Origin of the sequence: Aeoliella fuhlenseeensis (assembly GCF_052161615.1) — a bacterium.
In the GTDB taxonomy this organism is placed as follows: Bacteria; Planctomycetota; Planctomycetia; order Pirellulales; family Lacipirellulaceae; genus Aeoliella.
Genome location: NZ_CP197417.1, coordinates 1,591,644 through 1,615,405, shown reverse-complemented (window position 1 = coordinate 1,615,405; position 23,762 = coordinate 1,591,644). Strand labels below are relative to the sequence as shown.

Sequence of the window (23,762 nt, the reverse complement as noted above, 5' to 3'; positions counted from 1 at the left end):
ATCGCTTGCTTAGTCTTTCGCCTTGTCCTTGCCACCCGCATCGTCGTCACCCAGAATCTGAGCGATGGCGGCCAGGCTAACTTTGATTTTCGTGCCGGTCACGTCGTCCACTCGCAGCGTCACCCGCCCCGCATCCCGCTGAATGTTCGTCACCACGCCATAAATACCGCCGGTGGTGATCACTCGGTCGGTTTCCTTCACCGCATCGAGTCGCTTCACCTGAGCCTGCTTCTTCTTTTCGGGCAGGAACAGCATGAAGTACGCCAATAGTGCGATCAGCACCATCGGAATGAAGTCGATGTAGAAAGGCCGCTCAGGCGCTGCCGGGGCGGCCTCTTCGGCAGCCTGGGCGAGTAGCAGTAGATGAGTTGTCCAATCCACCGTGCGCCGCCTAACCGTTTGGGAGTACTAATACAGGGTCGCAAAAGAACGAAAATGGCCCGGCGACGCGCGCAGGCCGAGCCCCGGTCCGTGGACCGAAGCGGGTATCATAAGTCCTTACGCCACAACGCGGAAGGGGGATTTGAAGGGGTCAAGCCCCAATGCCGAAGGTCCAATGACCAATCACCACTATCCAACCTCCGCAGCGCCCCATCCGGCCAGCTTCCTTGCCCGGAACTCGGGATACTGGTTCTGGGCGATTGCTTCGCGGGCTTCGGTCATCAGCCGCTGGTAGTAAGTCAGGTTGTGAATCGACAATAGGATCGGCCCCAGCATTTCGCCCGCCATGAACAGGTGACGCAGGTAGCCGCGGCTGTGCCGGCAGGCGGGGCACGGGCAGTGCTCCTCCAGAGGCTTGGGGTCCACTTTGTGGCACTCGTTTCGCAGTCGCACCGGACCTGCGTCCGTGAACGCCAGAGCGTTCCGCCCGTTACGAGTGGGCATCACGCAGTCGAACATGTCCACACCTCGATACACCGCCTCGACCAGATCCTCCGGCCTTCCCACCCCCATCAGGTAGCGAGGACGGTCCGTTGGCAGGTGCGGCGTGGTCTCTTCGATCGTGCGGTACATGTCCGCGGGAGCCTCGCCCACGCTCAGACCACCGATTGCGTACCCTGCGAAATCGAGCTCCACCAATCGCTCGGCCGACTCCCGCCGAAGCTCGGCGTCGAGTCCACCTTGCACGATGGCGAAGATCGACTGATCCTCTCGCCGTGCCGCAAGCTTGCAACGCTCGGCCCAGCGAACGCTTCGCAGCATCGCATCGGCGAGGGCATCACGAGTCGCGGGAAGTGCGATCACGTGGTCGAGCTGCATCGCGATGTCGCTGCCGAGTTGCTCCTGAATCGCTATCGATTCTTCGGGAGTCAGACTCAGGCGAGCTCCATCAATGTGCGACTGAAACGCCGCCCCCTGCTCGGTGATCTTCACGCGTTCGGCGAGGCTGAAGATCTGGAAGCCACCACTATCGGTGAGAATCGGACCTTGCCAGCCGCTGAAGGCGTGCAGTCCGCCCAACTTCGCTACGACGTCCGCACCGGGACGAAGCGCGAGGTGGTACGTGTTTCCTAGGATGACCCCTGCGCCGGTCGCAGCCACCTGGTCGATCGTTACCCCCTTCACGGTGCCCACGGTTCCCACGGGCATGAAGGTTGGCAGCTGCACCTCGCCGTGTGGCGTGCTCAGCACGCCGAGTCGCGCACGGCATGCGGTATCCGTGTGCGTGAGGCGATAGCGAACCGCGTGCGACGTGGACGAAGCAGGAACCTCGCTCATACTCGATTCCGCCTTCTCCATTCGCACTTCCGCCTTCGCATGCTCAGTCGCCACGCAGTTTAAGGCCAGCGACGGTGAGCTTCTCGCGGACTTCGTTCAGGCTGGTGACGCCGAAGTTCTTGCACTCCAGCAGGTCGTCGCCCGTGCGACGCACGAGCTCGCCAACCGTGGTGAGACCCAGGCGGACCATGCACTTGCGAGCACGAACCGACAGGTTGAGGTCGGAGATCGGACGATCGAGCAGTGCCCGCTCGTCTTCCGACAGGCTAGTGGGATCGTACGAGGGCTCTTCTTCGCGGCGCTGGTGAGCGAACTGGCCGAGCGACAGGCCCTTGGAGGAGAGCATGTCGCGGATTTCGACCAGCGAAGTCTCGCCGAAGTTCTTGCTCGACAGCAGTTCGAGCTCGGTGGTCTCGGTCAAATCGCCGAGCGTCATCAGGCCCATCTTCTGCAAGCAATTGCGGCTGCGAACCGAGAGCTCGAAGTCGGTCACAGGAATGCTGAGCACCTGGCCCAAGCGATCCTGTTCGCGGCGAGCTTCTTCGTCGTAGTACATGTCGCGGGAAGCGTCGGCGTCCTTGTAAAACAGCCGAGCCCGCGGGTGATTGGGGTACATGTCGAGGATGCGGTCGTAGCACTGCTTCGCCCGCTCGTAAGCCTGCATGTCCTCGTACAAAATGCCGAGGTTCAGCAGCGTGCCAACGTGGGTTGGGAACTGCTTGGTCGCACGCTCGTAGAGCTCGCGAGCGTAGTCGTCGTTGCCGTGGCGATCGTTGATCAGCGCCAAACCAAACAGGGCTCCGCCATGCGTGGGGCCGGCTTGGACCGCTCGCTCCAAGAGAGCGAGCACTTCGTCGCGACTTCCGCCGAGCACTTCGACGGTCGCCGAACGCTGGTACAGGTACTCCGCAGTTTGCTCAACGGCTCCAGAGAGCGAATCGAGCAGCTTGAGCGATTCCTCGTAACGCTTGGCGTAACGAAGGGATTCCGCCTTGGCGAGGGTGACGATATCGCGATCGTAGCCCGCACGCTGCGAAGCATCGAACGACTCGATGGCTTGATCGTACTGGTCGAGGGCCAAGTAGGAGCGACCGAGATAGAAGTGCGTCATGGCACCTCCGTCGCTGTGCTTCAGGGTCTCGATGGCCTGCGAGTAACGACCCAGCAGGAACTGGCACACGCCCAGGCGAGCCGAGGCTGCGGGCGAGCGGTTGGGCTGATTCTCGAGTTCCTGCACCCCTTCGCGAAGCTCGCGGTAGTTGGCGTAGTTCTCGGAGATGGCACGTGTGATTTCCTCGATCTCGCGAGGACCGAACCCGGTGGAGGTGACCACCATCGACTTGATTGCGGCAGTAGGAGCCTGAGCTACCGACATGCTTTAAACCTCGGGTTGGTAAGAAGTTAGGTGAATTCTTCGAGGCCAGCCCCGACCTAACGGCCCGGAAGCTGACGCTCCATGAAGAGCCAGCGGGGGGAGTCGAACCCCCAACCCCCGCATTACGAATGCGGTGCTCTGCCAATTGAAGCTACGCTGGCGAAAATCGCTCGAATCTCTAAATTTAGCGTGTTAAGTCCAATCTCACAATGGGCTTACGCCCCGGGGAAATTGGGGTGTTTCGACCACGGTCGCCTAGCCCAGGACGCCGCTCGCTCCCCTGCTCCGCTTGGCGGGTTATGTCGCAGTTCGGCTGTATTTCATTGACTGCGACTTTACTCATTTTCGGCCCACCGGGAGTTAGGTCGTAAGTGCTTGGTAAATAAGGGTTTGCTGAGCGGCTTCGTCCAAGGACATTTGGGATAATGTCGCAGGGGTAACCCGCAGGTGCGACATTACCTGCGAGTACGGAAGGCAGAGTTCGAAATGCGGAATCGAATTCCACTAAACCTCGGCCCCACTTATCGCGCACAGCGACCCCCAGGCGAAACAACATGTTCGCCTCTTCCCCATCCTCCGCTTGCTCGTATCAGTCGCTACCCGGCTCGCGAAGAGTGTTCATTAGAGCACATCCCCTAGGACATTTCAAGTCCCCGCCGGCAAAATAGTGGAAATAGTTTCAGTAGGTGCAAATTGACCAACGGTCGTGGATTACATGCACCCTACTTAGCTTCTCGCAGCCGTTCCCAAGAAACCCAAGACTTCCGTCGCGGGCTAAGGTGGATTCGTGGAAGCATCAAAGATTTTCTTCAATCTGCTCTTGCCTCGGCCGATGTTAGTGTAATACTTACACTAACAAACACCCGAGGCCGCCATGAAGACTTCCACGTCGCTTGCCCTGCTGACCGATCTCTACCAGCTCACGATGGCTTATGGCTATTGGAAGCTGGGGCGTGCGGAGCGCGAGGCGGTGTTTCATCTGTTCTTTCGCAAGAAGCCCTTCGCCGGTGGTTACGCGGTGGTGGCGGGGCTCGGGCCGGCGCTCGAGTTCGTGCGTGACTTTCGCTTCGACGACTCCGACGTCGAGTACTTAGCGACGCTCACGGGGAACGACCGTGCTCCGCTATTCGAAGCAGGGTTCCTCGACTACTTGCACAACCTCCGCCTGAACGTTGATATCGACGCCATGCTCGAAGGAACGGTTGCATTCGCGCAGGAGCCGCTGCTGCGAGTGAAGGGGCCGATGCTGCAATGTCAGATACTGGAGACGGCGCTACTCAACATCGTGAACTTCCAAACGCTCATCGCCACCAAAGCGGCACGCGTCTGCGCGGCGGCGGGAAGCGATCCGGTGCTGGAGTTTGGGCTGCGGCGGGCGCAAGGGATCGACGGCGGGCTCACCGCGAGTCGTGCCGCTTACCTCGGTGGGTGCGCGGCGACGTCGAACGTACTGGCCGGCAAGACGTATGGCATTCCGGTGAAGGGGACACACGCCCATAGCTGGGTAATGTCGTTCGACGACGAGCTCGATGCGTTCGAAGGCTACGCTAGCGCGATGCCCAACAATTGCGTCTTCTTGGTCGACACGTACGACACGCTCGAAGGGGTCCGCAACGCGGTGAAGGTAGGCCAGCGGCTTCGCGAACAAGGCCACGAGATGATCGGCATTCGGCTCGATTCGGGCGACCTCGCGTACTTGAGCATCGAGGCCCGCAAGATTCTCGACGCGGGTGGCTTTCCGAAGGCGGCGATCGTCGCGTCGAACGATCTCGACGAAAACATTATCGAGAGCCTGAAAGTACAAGGAGCGAAGATCGCCGTGTGGGGTGTCGGCACCAAACTGGTCACGGCGTACGATCAGCCCGCGCTCGGGGGCGTCTACAAGCTCGGCGCGATGAAAGACGATCGCGGCGAGTGGCAACCGAAAGTGAAGCTGTCGGAGCAGGTGGCGAAGACGACCATCCCGGGCGTACTGCAAGTGCGACGCTTCGAGAAACGGAACGCCGAACGGAACACCGAAGGGGGCGATCAACTGGTCGGCGACATGATTTACGACCTGACGCGGGGAATCGATTCGCGGGAGATGATCGTCGACATCAAGGACAGCAATCGTCGCAAACGAATCCCCGAAGGCACCGTGGGGCACGATCTGCTCGTACCCGTGATGCAACAGGGCAAACTGATGGGGCCGTTCGCCGATGGCACCGAAACGCTGGAAGTCGCTCGCACGCGGGCCTCGCAGGAACTTGCCAGGCTCCATCCGACGGTTCGGCGACTACTGAATCCGCACGAGTTCCCCGTCGGCATCGATGTGGGACTGCACGAGCAGCGCGACGCCATGATCCGCGAGATGCGTTGGGATTTCACCGAGCAAAGTTAAGTTAAGTTAATAGGTGCACCATGAGACTCGTTCGCGTTGCCGCCGCTGCTCTGAATCAGACCCCGCTCGACTGGGACGCCAATGCCGCCAACATCCGGCAAGCGATCGCAGACGCACGCAAGGCGGACGCCAAGCTTCTCTGCTTGCCCGAACTGTGCATCACAGGGTATGGCTGCGAAGATGCGTTCTACTCCCGTGGTGTGATCAAGATGGCCGAGCGGATGCTGGCAGAACTACTCCCCGCGACTCAAGGAATGGCAGTGTCGGTGGGCTTGCCGGTGCTGCACGCGGGGGCATTGTTCAACGCCTCGGCATTGGTGGTGGATGGCGCGCTCGTTGGTTTGGTTGCCAAGCAGCATCTTGCCGGCGATGGGCTGCACTACGAGCCACGATGGTTCAAACCATGGCCCGACAACGCAAAAGGAACCCATCGACTCGCCGGCTTCGACGTGCCGATCGGAGACCTGCTGTTCGACTTCGACGGGATTCGCCTGGGCTTCGAAATCTGTGAGGACGCGTGGGTTGCGAATCGACCTGGATTGGATCACGCCAAACTCTCGGCCGACATTCTGTTCAATCCCAGCGCGAGTCATTTTGCGTTTGGCAAAGCGAACACGCGCCGGCGACTCGTGGAGGAAGCGTCTCGCAGCCTTGGCGTTTCGTATGTTTACAGCAACCTGGTTGGCAACGAAGCAGGCCGCGTGATCTACGACGGCCAGACGATCATTGCCACGTGCGGTGAGACCATTGCCTGCGGGCGGCGGCTTGGGTTTGCTCCTGTGACGGTGACCGCTGCGACGATTGATGTCGATGCGACCCGCATGCGACGTTCGGTGTCGGCGAGCTTCGAGCCGGAGGTGATGGTCGATGATTCGCGCGTTGTCCCAGTGCCATTCGTCCTTCCCGAGGCGAGCCCCGTTCCAGAGCGCGCGAGCGTCGCCGATTGGGAAAAGTCAGAGCACCTGAAAGAAGAGGAATTCACTCGCGCGGTGACGCTCGCCCTGTACGATTACGCCCGCAAGAGTCGCTCGCGGGGGTTCATCGTCTCACTGAGTGGCGGCGCCGACTCGGCGGCCGTGACCTGCTTGGTGTCGATGGCGGTGAGGCGAGGCGTCCGGGAACTCGGGCTTGCCCCGATCTGCGAAGCGTTCGGCCTACCCGAAGTGGACGAAAGCGAGAGCGATCCCGTCGCGGTGCTCACTCGTTCGATCCTCACCACCGTGTACCAGTCGACCCGCAATAGTTCGGACATCACCCGGCACGCGGCCCGCAAGGTCGCCGAAGCCGCACACGCCACGCACTTCGAACTGGATGTCGACGATCTGTGTGAGGGATACAGCAAGAAGGTTGCCGCGGCGCTGGGCCGCGAACTGACGTGGGAGACGGACGACATTGCCCTTCAGAATATCCAAGCCCGCTCGCGTGCCCCCTCGGTGTGGATGCTGGCGAACATCAAGAACGCGCTGCTGCTGGCGACCAGCAACCGGAGCGAGGCGGCGGTTGGCTATGCGACGATGGACGGCGACACCTGCGGCGGGCTGAGCCCCATTGCCGGCATCGACAAGGCGTTTCTCCGCCAATGGTTGCGATGGTTGGAGTCGGAAGGACCCGACGGACTCGGAGGAATCCCCGAACTCAATGTCGTAAATCGGCAGCAACCCACGGCGGAACTTCGCCCCAGTTCGGCAGGGCAAACGGACGAAGACGACTTGATGCCGTACGACTTGCTCGATGCGATTGAGGACCATGCGATTGGCGAGAAGCGATCGCCCGCCGAAACGCTGGCCGCGGTCTCCGCGGAATTCCGCCAGTACAGCTCGGACCAACTTGCGCAGTGGGTCCGGCGGTTCTTCGAACTCTGGAGCCGCAACCAATGGAAGCGGGAGCGATACGCCCCGTCGTTCCACGTAGACGACAAGAATCTCGATCCCAAGACATGGTGCCGCTTTCCGATTCTGTCCGGAGGATTTCGCCGCGAGCTTGCCGAACTGGATTCCAAAGGTTGAACGAAACATTCCGGCATCACCATTTTCTAACGGATCACTTCCCCACCATCTTAGCGTACGATCGACTTCGGAAGAGCTGCGAAATGACTTACACGTACCAATACGCCCGACCCGCCATGTCGGTCGACATTGTGGTCTTCGGCCTGGACGACCAAGATCTGAAGGTGATGCTCATCGAGCGCGACTTGCCGCCATTCGAAGGGCAATGGGCCTTGCCGGGTGGCTTCTTAGAAATGGACGAGACGCTCGACGAGGCCGCGCGTCGCGAGCTGTGCGAAGAGACCGGCCTCAAGGATATTTTCCTCGAGCAGCTCTACACGTTTAGCGCGGTCGACCGCGATCCGCGCGAGCGTGTGGTGACAGTCGCCTACTACGCGCTGGTGAATCTCGAGGATCACCACGTCCAGGCGAGCTCTGACGCGCGGAATGCCGCTTGGTTCGCACTAGGCGACTTGCCTGCGCTGGCGTTCGACCACCAGCAGATTCTCGATGTTGCTCATCAGCGGCTGCAAGGCAAAGTACGCTACCAACCGATTGGCTTCGAACTACTGCCCGACCGTTTCACGCTGAGGCAGCTCCAGCACTTGTACGAAGTGATCCTCGACCGCGAACTCGACAAGCGAAACTTTCGCAAGAAGGTGCTGGCGATGGAGATCGTGAAAGAGACGAAAGAAATCGAGAAAGACGTCGCCCACCGAGCCGCGCGGCTCTACCGCTTCGACAAACGCACGTACGACCGGCTGACGAAGCAGGGGTTTAATTTTGAGATTTAGGATGGAATTGTACTCGCAAATTCTGGGATGCTTGCTCGGAACTAGACGACGCCAGGAGAATCCGCCGACTATTGCTGCCGCATAAAGGATGGACGCATGAATTATTTCGAAGCACCGGCGGTGTATGACGGCAACATGCCGTACGTGTTTCTGGCTGGCGGAATCTCGGACACCGCCAACTGGCAGGCCGAGTTCCTTCGGCGCATCGAAGGCCATGATGTTACGGTGTTGAACCCCAGAAGAATGGAGTTTCCGATGGGCGATCTTGAGGAACTGCGGCGGCAAGTCGAGTGGGAATGGCGGTACCTTCAGGATGCTGCCTTGGTGGCCTTTTGGTTCCCTCCGCCAACGCTTTGCCCCATTGCTCTGTTTGAGCTAGGCGCCTGCTGCGCAGCGAATGTTCCATTGGTTGTTGGTGCGGACTTGGCCTACGCAAGGCGTTTCGATGTGGAAACACAACTCCGCTTGCGCCGACCTGACGTTACCTTGTGCGACTCGATCGAAGGAGTTGTGGGACAAGTGCTGAGCCATCCAGCTTTCGGAGGACAAATATGAGAGCCTTAATCCTCGTCGACATCCAGAACGATTTCTTGCCCGGTGGTGCGCTTGGGGTGACGGGTGGGCACGAGATTGTACCGGTAGCGAATCGTGTGATGCCGTTCTATGACTTGGTGGTGGCGACGCAGGACTGGCACCCGGCGGATCATCAGTCGTTTGCGAGTCAGCACGCGGGTCGTTCGGTGGGCGAGGTGGTCACGGTGGATGGGCTCGAGCAGATTCTGTGGCCCGACCACTGCGTCGAAGGGACGTGGGGAGCCGAGTTCCCAGAGGATCTCGACACCGCGGGCATCCACCACGTCGTTCGCAAAGGGACCGACCGCATGATCGACAGCTACAGTGGGTTCTTCGATAACGACCATCGCAAGTCGACCGGGCTCGCGGAATTCCTTCGCGAGCAAGGAGTGACTGCCGTGGATGTGATGGGGCTCGCCACCGACTACTGCGTCAAACACACGGCAGTGGACGCGGCGGAGCTTGGATTCGAGGTCCGTCTGCTGCTGGAAGGGGTGCGGGGCGTCGAGCTAGCTCCCGGCGATTGCGACAAGGCCGTTGGTCACATGGAGGACAAAGGGGTAACCATTCACAGGGAGCCTGAAAGAACGCCGTAACTCGGTTAGCGCTGAGAGAACTCCCCGTCCGCGAAAGTTGATACAATGGAGGCCAAGAGTTCTCGTTGACTATGTGCGAACCAATCGAGGTCGCCACGATGCTTTTCAAACGTTTCGAACCGTGCGTTCTCTTCCTCGTCCTCTTGGCGGTCACGACTACTGCTACCGCTATGGAACCCGTCAAGCTCGCGCCCGAGGGGCGTGGGTTCGTGCTCTCCCCGTCCGGCGAGCGGTTTGTTCCTTGGGGGCATAACTACGCTTCCGTCGACTTGATGGAGCGGCTCGCGGCCGATCCGGCGCGGGTCGAGCGGGAGTTTGCGGAGATGCGGGCCGCGGGGACCACGGTAGCGCGCGTGCATCCGGAGATGCCCCGATTCTTTAAGGGACCAGGGGAGATCGACGAAAGGGCGATCAAGCAACTGGAGCAGCTTCTTGCGATTGCCGAGAAGTCGGGCGTACGCCTCATGATCACAGGGCTGGCGTGTTACCAAATCAACGACCGCATGGAATGGTACGATTCCATGAGCGAGGAAGATCGTTGGAAAACGCAGGCGCAGTTCTGGGAGACGATTGCCCGCACGTGCGCGGAGAGCCCGGCCGTGTTTGCGTACGACTTGGTGAACGAGCCCGGCGCCGTCGGGCCGGCAGCCGAAGGATGGTACTTGGGCCGGATGGGAGACGTGGAGTTCTGCCAGCGGTTGAGTCTCGATGCGAAGGGTCGCTCGGGAGACGAGATCTTCGCGGCGTGGACCAAGCAGATGGTCGAGGCGATTCGCGAGCACGACAAAGAGCGCTTGGTGACGATGGGAATGCTTCCCTTTCCCGGTGCGTACAAAGTGGCGGCCGAGCAGCTCGATTTTGTCTCGCCGCATCTGTACCCCAAGACGGGTAAGGTAGCGGAGGAAATCGAGCTCCTCAAGAGATTCGATTGGGGCAAGCCGATTGTCATTGGCGAGACTTTTCCGCTGAGCTGTGGTGCGGACGACCTTCGGGCGTTCCTGCTCCAAAGCCGCCCCCACGCCCAGGGCTGGATCGGCCACTGGCCCGACGAGTCGCCCGTGAAGCTGCGTGAGCTGAAAAAGACCGGCGAGGCGACGATCCACAACGCGATCTGGCTATCGTGGGTGGAGCTGTTTGAAGAGGTGGGGCCGGAGATGACACGAGTAGGTGAGTAGGTGATCTAGGGTGGTCGGATCATTCTCACTACCGCGGGCGTCCGTGTGTCATTGCACGTACTGGGTGTGCCGACGAGCACATCGCCGTTCGATTCCCCAGCGGCTGCCAGCTTCATCGTTGGGGGATGGGTAGCTTCTTTCGGCAAAGCCCTCTATCGCGCCCACCGCGGTATTGGACTTGCACGTTCTCAAGCGTTGCGCACGTGCTATCGCACTGGCGCCAGCGACATCTCCAGTACATTCTTGGAAGGAGAGCAGTGAGATGAGAACAATCTTGATGAGCCTTGGCTTGGCATTGGTGATGCTAGTGCCGGCGAGCCTGGCGGTCGCACAGCGCGGCACCGGCGCGCGCGATGGTGTGGCAAGGCAGCCCGTAAAACCGGACGTTGAATCGATTGCCGGTGAGCTGAAAGAAATTCGCACTGGCCCGTGTCAGCACACGACTGGACGATCGCCTATCGGCACGCATCTGATTCTGACGGTGGGACAAGAAGAGTTGAATGTCCACCTCGGACCGGCGACCGAAGTCGCGGCGATGGTCGAGGAGCTCAACTTCGGCGACACCATCGAAGCGGAAGTGTTTCGCACCGAGCGGCTATCGCCGAACGAGTACGTTGCCGTGTCGGTGACTGCAGCCGGCAAGCAACACGTGCTTCGTGATAGTAGCCTCCGCCCAATGTGGGCCGGCAATGGCCGTCGTTGGCGGCAACTGCGACTTGGGCAAGGCAGTCAACCGGCGGTGGTGAGCAACGAAGCGGCACCACTGGTGACGAGCACTCTGCTCGATCCTCCCAACACGGCGCATCTGACCAAAGCTCAGGTCGTCAAGATCGAAATGATCCTGAACGACGCCGAGCAGCGCGTGTACGACGTGTTGACGAAGGCACAGAAGGAATCGCTCACGAACCCGGCGAAACCTGCTGCCGAAACGGAAGAAGTGCCGGAGGAGTAAGCCGTGGCTCGGGGTGCCCGGAACGGAATGGGGGGAGCTCGTCTCCGCCCCGGGCACCGCCGTTTCTCGGAAAGTTCTGGATGGAGTCGCCAAAATTGTATACCGTGGTTTACCATGCATGGATCGCTGTTTAGAATGATTGCTGAGCTACGAGAGTGAGTCGAGTTGGTCACTTTATGCTCCAATGGGCAGCAAGGCGATAACGACGCGATATCCCTTCGTCCCTTCAGCAAACAGCAGGTGGTCGATCGTGCAGCGAATTCCTCGGCGGCAAGCAGTTCAGCAGGTGGGCGGGGCCATGCTCGGCATGTGGGCCTTTAACGCCCTCTCCGACGAGCGGTCCCCTGCCCCACCCATCAAGCTTGGTCAAATCGGCGTGGGCCATCCTCACGCCAAGGGTCAGATGCGAGCCCATCGCGGTCTGCCAGACTTCGAGGTCGTGGGAATCGTCGAATCCGATGCACGCCTTCGCGCTGAAGCGCAGCAGGACCCCGACTACGCGGGCCTTCGCTGGATGACGGAGGAACAGCTGCTGGGCACGCCGGGCCTGCAAGGCGTGCTTGTCGAGACCGAAATCGAGAAGCTGCTCGACACCGCCGAGCGGTGTATCGCCGCAGATAAGCACATCCACCTCGACAAGCCCGCGGGGACATCTTTGCCGCAGTTCGCGCGGCTGCTTGATATCGCAACGAAGAAAAACTTACTGGTGCAGATGGGCTACATGTATCGCACCAATCCTGGTGTTGTCCTGTTGCGCGAAATGCTGGCGGAGGGTTCGCTGGGAGAAGTCTTTGAGGTGACCGCCGCGATGGGTAAAGGGGCGGATGCCAAAGACAGAAAGGCCTGGGCGAAGTTTTCTGGGGGATTGCTGTTTGAACTGGGTGGACATGTGGTCGACTTGGTAGTCGGCATCCTCGGCGAGCCGACGAAGGTAACGCCGCACGTGCAGCGACTGGGTGCCGACGATACCCTCGCCGACAACGTGGTTGCCGTACTCGACTACCCAAGGGCGATCGCCACCGTCAAGACAAACGCCATCGGCAAGGAAGGCAATAAGCAGCGTTATCTTGAAGTGAACGGTACGAAGGGTTCACTGCGTATTGATCAACTGGACGCGCCGTCGGGGCGTCTATTCCTGTCAGAACCAGCCGGCAAGTACAAGGCGGGTGTTCACTCTCTCACGTTTCCGGCGCACGAACGGTACGTCGAGGAATCGAAAGAGATGGCCCGCGTGATTCGCGGCGAAGCCTCGCCCAGTTACCCGTACGCTCACGACCTCGCGGTGCAACGGACGCTGCTCCAGGCGTGCGGCATGCCACTCACTTGAAGCCGAACTGTCACCTATCCTTTTGAGCCTGCGCAACGATGACAATGGGCCGTACACGACGAGATTTCCTGCGTACCACGTCGCACACCGCGGCAGTGCTCGCGGCGGCAAGCCTGGGTCAGGTGCATGCCGCGGGCAACGAGAAATCGGGGCCGCTGAAGATCGCGCTCATCGGCTGCGGCGGGATCATGAACACCCACGTGAAGACGCTGCTGCAAATGCCAAAGGAGGCGACCGTTACGTGGCTATGCGATGTTGATCCGCAGAATACTAAGGAAAAGCTTGACCGGCTGAATCGGTCCAGCGGCGCGAAACCAAGAGTCACGCAGCACGCCGAAGACATCTTCAACGATTCCACCGTCGACGCGTGCGTGATTGCCACACCAAACCACTGGCACGCGCCCCTGGCAATCGCCGCCATGCGGGCGGGCAAGGACGTGTATTTGGAGAAGCCGGCGTCGCATTGCTTCACCGAGGGTCCGCTGTTAATCGAGACCGCGGAGAAGTACGGCCGCGTCGTGCAACATGGCACGCAGATGCGAAGCAGCCCGGTGTACGATCAGGCGGCCAAGGTGCTCGCCGATGGCATCCTGGGCGAGATCAAGTTCGCCCGGGCGTGGAGCGCGGAGGTAAGGCCCGCGTCGATCCTCGTTCCGGACAGCACGCCTCCCAAGGGGGTGGACTACGACCGTTGGCTCGGTCCGGCGCCGGTGCACGCCTTCAACGTCAATCGATTCCATAAGAAGTGGCGGCTGTACCCGGAGTATGCGAATGGCGACATTGGCGACGACGGCGTGCACGAACTCGACCTCGGAGCATGGGGCCTAGGAATGAAAGGGGACGTGCTGCCGACACGGGTGACCTCGCACGGAGGCCACCTATTCCCACCTTACGCCACCGAATTCTTTGACGACATGACAGTGACCTACGAGTTCCCTACGGGCCAGCAGCTTATCTACGAGATGCACTCGGTTACCCCGTACGGCCTATTCGGTGTGGACAACGGCAATGTGTTCTACGGCACCGAAGGATACATGCTGTTCTCTCGGCGGGGATTTTTTAACGTGTACCTTGGTCCTAAAGGCACGCCGGGTCCGAAAGAAGACAAGGCCATCCGAGGCCAGCGTGGATACCTTGAACACATGAGAGACTTTCTCCAAGCCATTCGGCAGCGAACACCAACTCGTGCACCGCTTGAAGTGGGCCATCGCAGTTCGGCTCTCGTACATTTGGCGAACATCGCGGCGATGACGCGCGGCGCCCTCGAGTTCGATACGAATGCCGGCAAGTTCCGCGACTGCGACGAAGCCAATACGATGCTGACGAAGAACTATCGCGCACCCTACGGGGTTTGAATGGGGGCACGCGCCGCCGTTTGTCCGACGACGCGTAGGTCGTCGGCTATTGCGAGCGGAACGCAGATGGCTCTCGCTTAGTCCACCTACTCGACGCCCGGGATCTTCCAGCCGCGAGGAAGTACGTTCAACTCGTTCATTGACGAGGAACTACAATCCTCGCTTCTTGTCTTTTTAGACAGCTTGGCACCCCTGCTCGCCGTCTCAAGAGCACTCGACACCCCCGGTCAGGGGAGGCGGTGCGGGTTTACACAGAAGATTCACGCGTTCTTCGCTTTTCCTTCACACGGCACCGCTAGCTTGCTGCACTTCCGGGGGGCCGCAAGCGGTGCACGCTCCTGGCAGGAAGATCCAATTGGGGCTGGGAAGGTCTCCCAGTCAGTACAGGAAATGAGATCCTTGATGAACGACATTCAACGTCGGGTGCGGGGCGGAAAGAAGAAGGCATTTACGCTCGTCGAGCTGTTGGTAGTAATTGCCATCATCGGCATTCTGGTCGCGTTGCTATTGCCGGCCGTTCAAGCGGCGCGCGAGGCCGCGCGACGATCGCAGTGCACGAACAACATGAAGCAGATTGGCCTCGCTGCGCAGAACTACGCGAGCGCCTTCAATAAGCTGCCCCATCCCGGCCAGTGCGACAGCACGGGTGGTGCGAGCACCGTGTACATGACGCAGTCGACGCCGACACTGCTGCTTCCGTACATCGAAATGCAAACAGTGTACGACATGATGGATAGCACCCTGACCGCCGCGACCATGTCGTCCGCGGGATACAACATGAGCGTCACGCACCCCGACTCGCACGGTGCCGTGTACCACGACCCAAAGTACCCCAACACGGTGCTCGCCGCGAAGACCCAAATCCCTTCGTTTGTTTGCCCCACCACGGCCGCCACGCCCGAGCAACGCTCGCCTGATGGATTTGGCGTTTGGGACTACATGTTCATCTCGGTGACGGACGTGGAAGAAGAAGGTGCCGCGGCCGGCACGCGTCCCACAGATAGCGCCCGCCGCCTGGCGATGACGCGGCAAGGGGCGCTCGCCTGCAAGGGCAAATGGGGCTTCAAGAACCTCGTCGATGGTACGTCGACCACCATTCTCTGCATCGAGGACGCTGGTCGCTCGCATCCCGACGCGGGCGAGTTCGCCACGCTATCGACCCGCCCTGCCGTGATCGCCGACAACACCGTGGCGTGGACCGGGGGGTCGAGCGGTGGACGTCGCATGTACGCCTGGGCCGATCCCGATTCGGGCACCAACGGCTTGTCGGGCCCCAGTAACTCGCTTGGCTCGCGCACGCTTGCCGTGAATCAAAACGCCTCGCCCCTGGGTGGCCCCGAAGCGTGCCGGTGGCAGCAGAACAACTGCGGTCCGAACGACGAGCCGTTCAGCTTTCACACCGGCGGTGTGAACTGCGTGATGGCCGACGGCTCGGTGCGGTTCCTGCAAGAGGACATCAACTGGGTGCCTCTCAAGGCGATGGCCGGCTCGCAGGATGGCGTGGTCGTTAACGAACAGATCTGAAGTTGTTGGGTGGTACCACTCAACGTAAACCAACCGGGGAAACATCGCTGTGGCCGGCAACCTAACGCGCTGGCCACGGCGATGATTCAATACAAGTGAGGATAGGAAGCATGCGTAACATGAAACCAGTGTCGCCCATCCGCGTGGTGGCGATGTTGTCGATGATGACGCTCGTGGGCTGCGGGGCATCGATCACACCGACCAACGAGCCCGTGGAAGTGACGATCAAAGTGACGGCCAAGGGCCAGCCCGTGAAGAACGTGGCGCTGACGCTGCAACCGCTCGTCGGTGGTGGCCAGGCGGTAGGCGACGTAGTGAATGGTCAACTGGTGACCAGCGTCGTGCCAGGCACCTACACCTACTACATCGAACGAGGCAAGCAACCCTCGGACCTGAAAGCGATTCCCGAAGCCTACCGCGTCGGGGCACTCGATCGCCGGCTGGAGATCAAGGAAGCGGGGACGTACGAAGTGTCGATGAACTAGCGGCGTGAGCGAAACTGTCGCCAAGAAATGAGAACCCCGCCAAGCTTCTTGGGCATGGCGGGGTTTTTTAATGCGCTGGGGTGAAGACGGCGTGAGATAGACTTTTGCGGAGTAAGAAACGATAATGGAACTATCGATACCGCATTCGCTCCGCTACTTCATGCTGGCATAGTTCCATGTCGCCCACTATTGATGCCCCCGTTGAATGGGTCGAGGCTGTCAGTGCCCTTCGGTTTCCTCCGGAATCAAATCGGCGGTTACAAGACTTGATGGACCGGAATAATGAGGGCGTACTCACTCCTGCCGAACGGTCCGATCTAGAGGCTCTGGTCGCCCTCAGCGAATCTCTCTCAATCGTACGGGCAGAGGCTTTGATGCTTCTCGGCCGCCAGCCCGAGTGATCGATTGCCGAACCTATCCGACCAAATCGAACAGCGCGCGGGGGGTCGGTGCGAGTACTGCCAGATGCATCAATCGCTGCAAGGAGCGACGTTTCACCTAGAGCACGTTGTGCCAAAATCGCGCGGTGGCGAGACCTCCTTCTTGAACCTGGCCTGGGCTTGCCCGAGTTGCAATCTCCATAAATCGAGTCGTGTGGAGATCCCCTCTTGCGAGGATCACGACCGTGTCGTTCCGCTGTTCAACCCGAGGGTTCATCCTTGGCAAGAACATTTCGACTGGGACGACTACCATCTGGTCGGCCGAACTGAAATTGGACGTGCCACCATTATTGCCTTGGGCTTAAACAACCCAAGGCGATTGCGAATCCGGCAGGCTGAGCAGATGTTTGGGTGGTTTCCTCCGCAGCCAGGTTAGAATACGCAATCTACCTCCGTCCGGAGTCGAGGACGACCCGGCTCACACGACCACCAGTCTCTCTAGCTCCCGCCCTTTAGCCCATGCTCAAGCAATTGCGTTCGGCGCTCGATCGGTATCGTTGGTTCTTTGTGGCCGAGGGGGTGGTGGGGAATTTGCTGTTCTTCGTAGGCAGCATTCTTTTTCTCCGGGAGTCGACCCAGCAAATGGGCGTGTGGCTGTTCATTGCCGGGTCGGGGCTCATGCTCGTTAGTAGCGCGGCAACTGCGGCAGCGGAACGGGACGTTGAGTAGAATAGCAGGATGCCTGCTCCCCGCTTTCAACCTGGGTTTCGGATCTCTGCCGTCGACGTCGCGGTTCTGGTGATCGCGGCGGTGGCGGCTGCGGTGACTTGGTCGGTCCTGCCAGTGCTCGCAGCAGTCATTGCCTTCGTGGTGCTGCACTTCTTCCTGTTCTGCAACATCGCTCGAGTGTCACGCCCGTTGGAACTTGCTTGGGCGGCCCTCTTCGTGCTCTTGGGCATCTCGACAACGCTAACGGAATACCCAGGATGGCTAGCAACCTTCGGTCTCACTTTGGTGGCGACGATCATCGTGGTGGCGATCGAACTACGTCGCCCTTCGTACCACGGCATCGCTTGGCAGTGGCTCAATCCAGCGCTCCCCGAGTGGTGGGCGGCGCAGCAGGGCAATGCCGAGCCTTCCGGGGCCGGGGACGGCCCGGCTCGCTAGTAAACTCTTCCTAGTCGGACGCGTTTCGTTAGGCGTTGCAATAAGCGGTTCGTCAGGCATTTTTTGCTTTGCTAGCAGTGAATCGCTGAACCAAACTCTGGCCGAATCCGAATTTACTTGTGATGGAACACTGCACGGCGGGAGCGCCGTACCAGTGGCAAGCAGGCCCTTGGGCAGCGAACCACTAGCAGTTTACTTTTCACGGACGATTGCATTGCACCCAGCTGGGCCTTGGCAGGGCATGCGCACAACGCGCTCGCCTACGCAGGTCCTCGGCGAGGAACGTCCGTGTCTGAAATTACCAAGTTGCTATCGGCTGCAGCATTGATTGCTGCGGGTTTCTTTGGTGCCGCCATGTTTGGTTCGCCCGACTCGGGCACCACTGGCAGCGGTCCCGGCGGAGATTGGACTCCCACGGCCCTACAGCCCATCGCGTCCACGACGCCAACCAACACGATGACGCCTAGTCCCGTTCGGGATACGAGCATCGTCGCAACGGGCCACAACCACAGCGATCCTTACGATCGCGCGGCGGGGCAAACTTTCACGCAGCACGAAGTCGCGCGACCTGCGTGGCAACCCCAGGCGTTTGCGAACACGAGCACGCAGCCATCGCTGCCCCCGCCGATCAGCAACACAACCAATAGCATGTCGCCGCCGGAGGATCGATTCGCCTCGATCTCGCCACCGCCGGCGCTGCTCGACCCGTCCATGCAGGCCGCCCCGATGCAAACGGCACAAATTCAATCGATGCAGTCGTCGGGCTTTCCGCCGCGTCCTTCGGACGCGGCCCCCCCTGCCCCGTCGTTCGCCAGTAACTCCGCACCCTTAAGTGGACCGAGCTTGGCCCCGGCGAACGGTTGGTTGCCCCCCGTGGTGACGACTCCGCCCCCCAGCGCAAATGCCCAGCCGGTGGCCCAGTACGGCGACTCGACGCGGCATGTGGTGAAGGATGGCGACACGCTGGCCAAGATCGCTGAGCGGTATTTGGGCGATCCCAACCGAGCCCGCGAGATCTACGAGCTCAACCAAAGCCAGCTTTCGAGTCCCGACCTGCTGCCGATTGGCGCCGAACTACAACTTCCGCAAGCGGCTCCGCTACCGGTGGCGACGCCATCGAACCCCATCAACGTGTACGACGCTCAGGGGATGCCATCGGCGAGCTACGTACCGCAGAGCCGCATGATGCCCTTGCCGGAACTCCCGGAGGAAGTGCGCAACGCCCCGCGGGCGCGTTTGCAACCACCGGTGAGCGCGAGTCTCGTCGGCACGGGGTCCTAAGCGTTAGCGAAGGCTGCGCTCGGTCCAAGGAAACTCCTTCTTGGCGACGTGGATCGTCAAGAACTTGATGATGGCGTCCTCGGCGTTCGCACCGGCCTGCGTTAGGAACTTGGTTCCTTGCAGCTTGGTGCTGGGGCCGATGGACGCCAGCGAGTTGGGCTCGCCCTCGGGCAGATTGTCGGGTACGGGGTGATAGCGCTCGAGTTGCTTCTCGATCCGCTTGGCATCGGCGACGTTCGAACGTTCGCCCGAGCCGTACATCAAAAACATCGCGACCTTCTCGCGAACACCCGGTTGCCGCAGGGCCTGATTCATCTGCAGTCCCTTGTACGACCACTGAGGCGAGATGAGTACCAGGGCCTTCACGTCCTGACCTTGTTTGCCAACGGCCAGCGGCGGGTAGCTCCAATCAAGAGCCGCCCAGTTGACGGCAACCGACGCCCCGAGGCCCGCACCGACGAGCGACAGTTTGTTGATGTTCAGTTCGCCCGCGTCGTTCTTCTCGACCAGGAACCGGCGGACAGCGTTCATGTCCATCGCGACCATCGCCCCGAGCATGTTGCGATCGATCTTCGCGGCGTCGAGTTCACGCGTTTGGTTGCCCATGCGCTGCTTGGTACTATCGCCATGGCCGCGGAGGTCGACCGTGAGCACGGCGAACGAAGGATGCTTGTCGCCCGCCTTGGCATCAGGGGTCTGCAACCGTTTGGCGAGCGAGTCGAACACGGCTCGCGAGTCCTTCCAGTCGGCCAGCAACACGACGGGCGTGGCGTCCTTGCCTGCCGAGCTCTTGTAGTAGGTGCCGGTGAGGGCCACGCCGTCTTTGGTCGCCAAGGTGACCGTCTCGGGCTTGGGGGCACCTTTGCTGCTGCCAGACTGAGCGAGTGCCGGCCCGCAGCTTACGAGAACCACAAGGGCGAGGAGGGGCAGAAACATATCGATACGGCGGCAAATCATCGGTTTTCGGTCCGAGGCAGAGTTTCGCGGGTTGGATGAGGGGGTCGACTGGGCTTCGAATGCAAGAAAACGCCCAGTTCACTCGATTATTATAACAGAAGCTCCTTCGGGAGTGGAGTTTAGCCCGCAAAGTCGACGCCTGCCGGTTCCAAGTAGTTGCCCTGTCCTCGGGATTCGGCGAGAATAGAGGTAATAAAGCCTCGACCCCACGAAGCTCCTTTTCCTACCGTCATTTCGCATGAATTTGGTCCAGCGACTACGAACCTGGTGGTTTGAGTTCACCGGCTCCGACGAGCTGCCGCTGGACCGCGAAAGTGCGTCGTGGCTGGTGAGCCTCTGCGTTCACTTGGTGATTTTGATCCTCCTGGCGACGGTCGCTTTCTTAATTCCGCAGGACAACGACTATTTATTGACCTCCGCGCCGCTGGACGTCGAGGAGATGCTGCTGCCCGAGGAGGTCCACTTCTCCGAAATGATGCCGATGGAGATCGGCGCACTCGGCAGCGAATCGGTCACCAACGCCGAAGCGTCGGCGCCGGTCGAGGCCGAGATTTCCGAGATCCTCACGGCCATCGAGCCGGTGAGCCTGGTCTCCGACATGCCGGCGATCGACTCCGACATTGAGGTGCTGACCGCGCCGAATGTCAACGAGAACATGCTGGTGAAAGGAACCGGCACCGTGGGGACATCGGCAGCCAAGGGGGCGATCGACCGGTTGACCAATGAAATCCTGTTGTCGCTCGAGCAACGCCCAACGCTGGTCATCTGGTTGTTCGACGAGTCGGGTAGCCTTCAGCCGCAGCGCGAGGAGATCAGCAAGCGGTTCGATCGCGTGTACGAAGAGCTCGGTGTACTCGAAGCCGCCAATAACCCGGCGTTCAAGAAAGACGAAGACAAGCCGCTGCTCACGGTGGTGGCTTCCTTTGAAGCGGCGCTCACCGTCCACACCAAGCAGCCAACCGGCGACCTTGCGACGGTGAAAGCCGCCATGCAGGCGATCGACGAGAAGGCCTCGATGATCTACGAGCAAGGCAACAACGCCACCGGCCAGGAGAACGTGTTTGGCTCCGTGGGACAGCTGGCTACCGAGTTTCGCAAGTACCGCACCAAGTCGCCGCACCGCAACGTGATGATCGTGGTGTTCACCGACGAGACCGGCAACGACTTCCACAATGTCGATCCTGCCGTCGAGATCTGCAAGAAGAGTGCGATCCCGGTGTACGTGGTGGGCGTGCCCGCTCCGTTTGGTCGCCGCGAGGCGTTCGTGAAGTACGTCGACCCCGATCCGATGTACGACCAGACGCCCCAGTTCGTTGCGGTGGATCAAGGCCCCGAGTCGATGATGCCCGAGCGAATTCGCCTTCGGTTCCTTGGTCGCAACGACCAGGACGACCGCATCGAGTCGGGCTTCGGGCCGTTTGGTCTGGCGCGGCTCACCTACGAGACGGGGGGCATTTACTTTTCGGTCCACCCGAACCGCCGCAACGGGTACATCAATCGCGGTCAGACCGACGCGATGACCACTCACATCGCGAAGTTCTTCGATCCGATGATCATGCGGAATTACCGCCCCGACTACATCACGGAGAGTGAATTCAAACAACAGCTTGCTGCCAACGCCGCGAAGATGGCCCTAGTACAGGCTGCGAGTCTGAGCTGGACCGAGCAGATGGACGACATCCGCCTGCGATTCCCGAAAGTCGACGAGGCGGAACTCGCGCGTGATCTGTCGATGGCCCAGCGCGAAGCTGCCAAGCTCGAACCGCAGCTTGAACGACTGGTAGGCATCCTCCGCCAAGGGGAAACGGATCGCGACAAAGTGACTGAGCCCCGCTGGCAGGCGGGATACGATCTGGCGATCGGCCGAGCGCTCGCCGCCAAGGTTCGCACCGAGGGCTACAACACCATGCTCGCGATGGCCAAGCAAGGGATGAAGTTCAAGAACGAAAAGAACGACACCTGGCTGCTCGCCCCCTCCGACCAAGTTACCACCGGCAGCGTGCTGTCCAAAGAAGCCGACCAGGCACGCATGTACCTGGAGCGCGTGGTGACCGAGCATCCCGACACCCCGTGGGCGTACCTCGCCGGCATCGAACTCGAAAGCCCTTTTGGCTGGGAATGGCGCGAGGAATTCACGAACGTCCGAGCCCGCATGGAAAACCAAGGTGATGGCAATCCCCAGCCGCGGATGGAGAATGTCCCGCCAAAGAAGCCCTCGCGGCCGGTGCCGAAGCTGTGAGTGGCGCCAATTCTCGTTCCTACGCTCTGCGTAGGAACACACTGGACGACCGCTCTGCGGTCATGCCAACTAGTGAAGATTCAATTGCGCCGGGGACCGGCGAGGCATTGTGTTCCCACGCAGAGCGTGGGAACAAGTAGGCCCCAACTCCTACCGATTCGCCAAAGCATCCAGTGCGAAGTTCGCGTTCGGGTCGTGCTTGTAGAAGTACACGGCGATTTGGCGAGCCAAGATAGCGATGTACTCGCGCTCGAATTGCTGAGCCGGCTTGTCCTGCACAGGAATGGCGCTGTTGGCTGGGAAGAGCATCTCGCCGAGATCCTTTTCCCACAACACTTTGTCGCGTTCGTTCACGTCGTACACCGTCAGATTGATGGTCGCGGCACCTTGATACAGGGTCTTGCCCTTGTACAAATCGAAGTGCTCCATGTCGATCACCAGCAGGCGGTCGGCTTTCACCGCGCGGCCTAGCTCCTGGATGTCGTCCCAATCGCTTTCGTCGAGCCACTTGTCGACCTCGCGGGCTTCGACCATCTCGACCTTCTTCACGTTCTCGCGAAGCAGCGTGGTCACGTTACGCGTCAGCACTCGCGCCGCACCGGCGTGGCTGTACTCGCTCGTCGACGGCGGGCGGCAAACCACCACCACGCGTTTGCCTTCGAACTCTTTGCACTGGGCCGGCTCGACGTTGCCACCTTCCAGCACGTAGATGCCGGTCGCCAGCATTTGATGACAGCCAGTGCTCCAGGTGAGCGAGGCGAGCACGACAAAACTGCCGGCCAGTCGGTACAGGCGGTTCGCGTTGGGAGAACGTTCCATCGTCTTCCTAAGTCGTTTAGATTCGTGTTCCGCGAAGCTCGATTCCGTTCGGCTCCGGTGGAACTTTGCTGATAAGCGGACGCTACGTGGTGTGATCCAACAGCAGCGTGAGTCCCGTGTGCCGCATCCAGTCCAGTAACACCACCAGCGCAAGAACGGCGACGGCCGGTAGTACCACACTGGCCGAGGGGCGTAAATAGCACCATTCGCCCCGCGCGGCACTTGCTAGCAGCCACGGGACCGCGGCGATGGCACCCACGGCGAGTAGTACCCCACCCGCGTTCGCTGCCACCGCGCCGCGGAGATCGCCACGGAGCAGCCGCGACCACGCCGTGGTCATGCCGCACGAAGGACACCGCTCGCCCCACTGCCTGAGAACAAAACAGTCGGAAAGCCCAAGCTGCTTGTGCGTGCCATAGCCACTAGCGTCGGGCTCAAGGCGAGCAGCGGTAATCAGCAGGAGTACGATCACCACGGCGACCAGCACCAGCGCAAGCCGCTGGCGAGGGGAGAGCTTCGCGTTGGTTTCGAACGAAGGAGACATTGGGTGATGTAGCCGGATTCGCCAGAATTCGGACTGCCAACGTAGGTAATTTAACAGGAGCAAACGGAGACGATCGATTTGAGAACAGAAGGGAACGAAGGAAACTAAGAGGAAAGGGAGTCACCCAATTCTACC

General features: G+C 60.5%; 22 protein-coding genes and 1 tRNA gene. 16 read left to right on the top strand and 7 right to left on the bottom strand.

The features are described from left to right. Window positions 1-9: 9 nt before the first annotated feature. The 4 genes from yajC to SH292x_RS06200 form a co-directional block, all read right to left on the bottom strand. Window positions 10-381 (bottom strand): preprotein translocase subunit YajC, encoded by a 372-nt coding sequence (gene yajC, locus SH292x_RS06215; RefSeq protein WP_442484723.1) that lies wholly within the window; start codon window positions 379-381, stop codon window positions 10-12. A 189-nt stretch (window positions 382-570) separates the two neighbouring features. Then, window positions 571-1,719 (bottom strand): tRNA guanosine(34) transglycosylase Tgt, encoded by a 1,149-nt coding sequence (tgt, locus tag SH292x_RS06210; RefSeq protein ID WP_442484722.1) that lies wholly within the window; start codon window positions 1,717-1,719, stop codon window positions 571-573. 43 nt (window positions 1,720-1,762) lie between these two features. Next, a complete protein-coding gene (locus SH292x_RS06205) occupies window positions 1,763-3,094 on the bottom strand; it encodes a DNA-directed RNA polymerase subunit alpha C-terminal domain-containing protein (protein WP_442484721.1) in 1,332 nt (443 codons plus the stop codon). Between the two features lie 87 nt (window positions 3,095-3,181). Then, window positions 3,182-3,255 (bottom strand) — tRNA-Thr (locus SH292x_RS06200). Window positions 3,256-3,968: 713 nt separating this feature from the next. Between SH292x_RS06200 and SH292x_RS06195 the strand changes: the two genes are divergently transcribed. From SH292x_RS06195 to SH292x_RS06125, 15 genes are all read left to right on the top strand, one after another. Next, window positions 3,969-5,474, top strand: coding sequence for a nicotinate phosphoribosyltransferase (locus SH292x_RS06195; protein WP_442484720.1), 1,506 nt, complete (start codon window positions 3,969-3,971; stop codon window positions 5,472-5,474). Between the two features lie 20 nt (window positions 5,475-5,494). Further along, a complete protein-coding gene (gene nadE, locus SH292x_RS06190) occupies window positions 5,495-7,480 on the top strand; it encodes an NAD(+) synthase (RefSeq protein ID WP_442484719.1) in 1,986 nt (661 codons plus the stop codon). Between the two features lie 83 nt (window positions 7,481-7,563). Next, window positions 7,564-8,253, top strand: coding sequence for an NUDIX hydrolase (locus tag SH292x_RS06185; protein ID WP_442484718.1), 690 nt, complete (start codon window positions 7,564-7,566; stop codon window positions 8,251-8,253). A 96-nt stretch (window positions 8,254-8,349) separates the two neighbouring features. Beyond that, window positions 8,350-8,808, top strand: a complete 459-nt coding sequence (locus tag SH292x_RS06180; RefSeq protein WP_442484717.1) for a nucleoside 2-deoxyribosyltransferase domain-containing protein — start codon at window positions 8,350-8,352, stop codon at window positions 8,806-8,808. Next, window positions 8,805-9,422 (top strand): bifunctional nicotinamidase/pyrazinamidase, encoded by a 618-nt coding sequence (gene pncA / locus SH292x_RS06175; protein ID WP_442484716.1) that lies wholly within the window; start codon window positions 8,805-8,807, stop codon window positions 9,420-9,422. The genes SH292x_RS06180 and pncA overlap by 4 nt, the downstream gene beginning before the upstream one ends. Before the next feature lie 98 nt (window positions 9,423-9,520). Continuing rightward, the gene (locus tag SH292x_RS06170) at window positions 9,521-10,597 is read left to right on the top strand and encodes a cellulase family glycosylhydrolase (RefSeq protein ID WP_442484715.1); all 1,077 of its coding nucleotides are present in this window, start codon (window positions 9,521-9,523) and stop codon (window positions 10,595-10,597) included. Window positions 10,598-10,859: 262 nt separating this feature from the next. Beyond that, entirely contained in the window at window positions 10,860-11,549 is a 690-nt protein-coding gene (locus tag SH292x_RS06165; RefSeq protein WP_442484714.1) for a hypothetical protein, read from the top strand. A 250-nt stretch (window positions 11,550-11,799) separates the two neighbouring features. Then, window positions 11,800-12,876 carry a Gfo/Idh/MocA family protein gene (locus SH292x_RS06160; RefSeq protein ID WP_442484713.1) on the top strand — a complete coding sequence of 359 codons (1,077 nt, stop codon included), beginning with the start codon at window positions 11,800-11,802 and terminating at the stop codon, window positions 12,874-12,876. A gap of 38 nt (window positions 12,877-12,914) precedes the next feature. Beyond that, the gene (locus tag SH292x_RS06155) at window positions 12,915-14,231 is read left to right on the top strand and encodes a Gfo/Idh/MocA family protein (RefSeq protein ID WP_442484712.1); all 1,317 of its coding nucleotides are present in this window, start codon (window positions 12,915-12,917) and stop codon (window positions 14,229-14,231) included. A gap of 402 nt (window positions 14,232-14,633) precedes the next feature. Further along, on the top strand, window positions 14,634-15,755 hold the full coding sequence (locus SH292x_RS06150; RefSeq protein WP_442484711.1) for a DUF1559 family PulG-like putative transporter: 1,122 nt from the start codon (window positions 14,634-14,636) through the stop codon (window positions 15,753-15,755). Window positions 15,756-15,865: 110 nt separating this feature from the next. Then, window positions 15,866-16,240 (top strand): hypothetical protein, encoded by a 375-nt coding sequence (locus SH292x_RS06145; protein ID WP_442484710.1) that lies wholly within the window; start codon window positions 15,866-15,868, stop codon window positions 16,238-16,240. 405 nt (window positions 16,241-16,645) lie between these two features. Further along, window positions 16,646-17,056 (top strand): HNH endonuclease, encoded by a 411-nt coding sequence (locus tag SH292x_RS06140; protein ID WP_442484709.1) that lies wholly within the window; start codon window positions 16,646-16,648, stop codon window positions 17,054-17,056. A gap of 83 nt (window positions 17,057-17,139) precedes the next feature. Further along, window positions 17,140-17,349, top strand: coding sequence for a YrhK family protein (locus SH292x_RS06135; protein ID WP_442484708.1), 210 nt, complete (start codon window positions 17,140-17,142; stop codon window positions 17,347-17,349). Window positions 17,350-17,358: 9 nt separating this feature from the next. After that, the gene (locus tag SH292x_RS06130; RefSeq protein WP_442484707.1) at window positions 17,359-17,787 is read left to right on the top strand and encodes a hypothetical protein; all 429 of its coding nucleotides are present in this window, start codon (window positions 17,359-17,361) and stop codon (window positions 17,785-17,787) included. 288 nt (window positions 17,788-18,075) lie between these two features. Beyond that, the gene (locus SH292x_RS06125; protein ID WP_442484706.1) at window positions 18,076-19,068 is read left to right on the top strand and encodes a LysM peptidoglycan-binding domain-containing protein; all 993 of its coding nucleotides are present in this window, start codon (window positions 18,076-18,078) and stop codon (window positions 19,066-19,068) included. A gap of 3 nt (window positions 19,069-19,071) precedes the next feature. Here SH292x_RS06125 and SH292x_RS06120 read toward each other — a convergent pair whose 3' ends face one another. Then, window positions 19,072-20,004, bottom strand: coding sequence for an alpha/beta hydrolase (locus SH292x_RS06120; protein WP_442484705.1), 933 nt, complete (start codon window positions 20,002-20,004; stop codon window positions 19,072-19,074). Window positions 20,005-20,263: 259 nt separating this feature from the next. On the opposite strand from SH292x_RS06120, the gene SH292x_RS06115 reads away from it, so the two are divergent. After that, window positions 20,264-22,264: a vWA domain-containing protein gene (locus SH292x_RS06115; RefSeq protein WP_442484704.1), complete on the top strand. Its 2,001-nt coding sequence runs from the start codon at window positions 20,264-20,266 to the stop codon at window positions 22,262-22,264. Between the two features lie 150 nt (window positions 22,265-22,414). On the opposite strand, the gene SH292x_RS06110 is transcribed toward SH292x_RS06115, so the two are convergent. Then, a complete protein-coding gene (locus SH292x_RS06110; RefSeq protein ID WP_442484703.1) occupies window positions 22,415-23,083 on the bottom strand; it encodes a hypothetical protein in 669 nt (222 codons plus the stop codon). An 82-nt stretch (window positions 23,084-23,165) separates the two neighbouring features. Further along, a complete protein-coding gene (locus SH292x_RS06105; RefSeq protein ID WP_442484702.1) occupies window positions 23,166-23,627 on the bottom strand; it encodes a DUF2752 domain-containing protein in 462 nt (153 codons plus the stop codon). Window positions 23,628-23,762 lie beyond the last annotated feature (135 nt).

Coding starts and splice junctions, on each gene's coding strand:
- SH292x_RS06185 (WP_442484718.1), top strand. CDS start 7,564: ATGACTTACACGTACCAATACGCCCGACCCGCCATGTCGGTCGACATT.
- nadE (WP_442484719.1), top strand. CDS start 5,495: ATGAGACTCGTTCGCGTTGCCGCCGCTGCTCTGAATCAGACCCCGCTC.
- SH292x_RS06110 (WP_442484703.1), bottom strand. CDS start 23,083: ATGGAACGTTCTCCCAACGCGAACCGCCTGTACCGACTGGCCGGCAGT.
- SH292x_RS06195 (WP_442484720.1), top strand. CDS start 3,969: ATGAAGACTTCCACGTCGCTTGCCCTGCTGACCGATCTCTACCAGCTC.
- SH292x_RS06105 (WP_442484702.1), bottom strand. CDS start 23,627: ATGTCTCCTTCGTTCGAAACCAACGCGAAGCTCTCCCCTCGCCAGCGG.
- SH292x_RS06120 (WP_442484705.1), bottom strand. CDS start 20,004: ATGTTTCTGCCCCTCCTCGCCCTTGTGGTTCTCGTAAGCTGCGGGCCG.
- SH292x_RS06165 (WP_442484714.1), top strand. CDS start 10,860: ATGAGAACAATCTTGATGAGCCTTGGCTTGGCATTGGTGATGCTAGTG.
- SH292x_RS06205 (WP_442484721.1), bottom strand. CDS start 3,094: ATGTCGGTAGCTCAGGCTCCTACTGCCGCAATCAAGTCGATGGTGGTC.
- SH292x_RS06115 (WP_442484704.1), top strand. CDS start 20,264: ATGAATTTGGTCCAGCGACTACGAACCTGGTGGTTTGAGTTCACCGGC.
- pncA (WP_442484716.1), top strand. CDS start 8,805: ATGAGAGCCTTAATCCTCGTCGACATCCAGAACGATTTCTTGCCCGGT.
- tgt (WP_442484722.1), bottom strand. CDS start 1,719: ATGAGCGAGGTTCCTGCTTCGTCCACGTCGCACGCGGTTCGCTATCGC.
- SH292x_RS06155 (WP_442484712.1), top strand. CDS start 12,915: ATGACAATGGGCCGTACACGACGAGATTTCCTGCGTACCACGTCGCAC.
- SH292x_RS06150 (WP_442484711.1), top strand. CDS start 14,634: ATGAACGACATTCAACGTCGGGTGCGGGGCGGAAAGAAGAAGGCATTT.
- SH292x_RS06180 (WP_442484717.1), top strand. CDS start 8,350: ATGAATTATTTCGAAGCACCGGCGGTGTATGACGGCAACATGCCGTAC.
- SH292x_RS06130 (WP_442484707.1), top strand. CDS start 17,359: ATGCCTGCTCCCCGCTTTCAACCTGGGTTTCGGATCTCTGCCGTCGAC.
- SH292x_RS06145 (WP_442484710.1), top strand. CDS start 15,866: ATGCGTAACATGAAACCAGTGTCGCCCATCCGCGTGGTGGCGATGTTG.
- SH292x_RS06170 (WP_442484715.1), top strand. CDS start 9,521: ATGCTTTTCAAACGTTTCGAACCGTGCGTTCTCTTCCTCGTCCTCTTG.
- SH292x_RS06135 (WP_442484708.1), top strand. CDS start 17,140: ATGCTCAAGCAATTGCGTTCGGCGCTCGATCGGTATCGTTGGTTCTTT.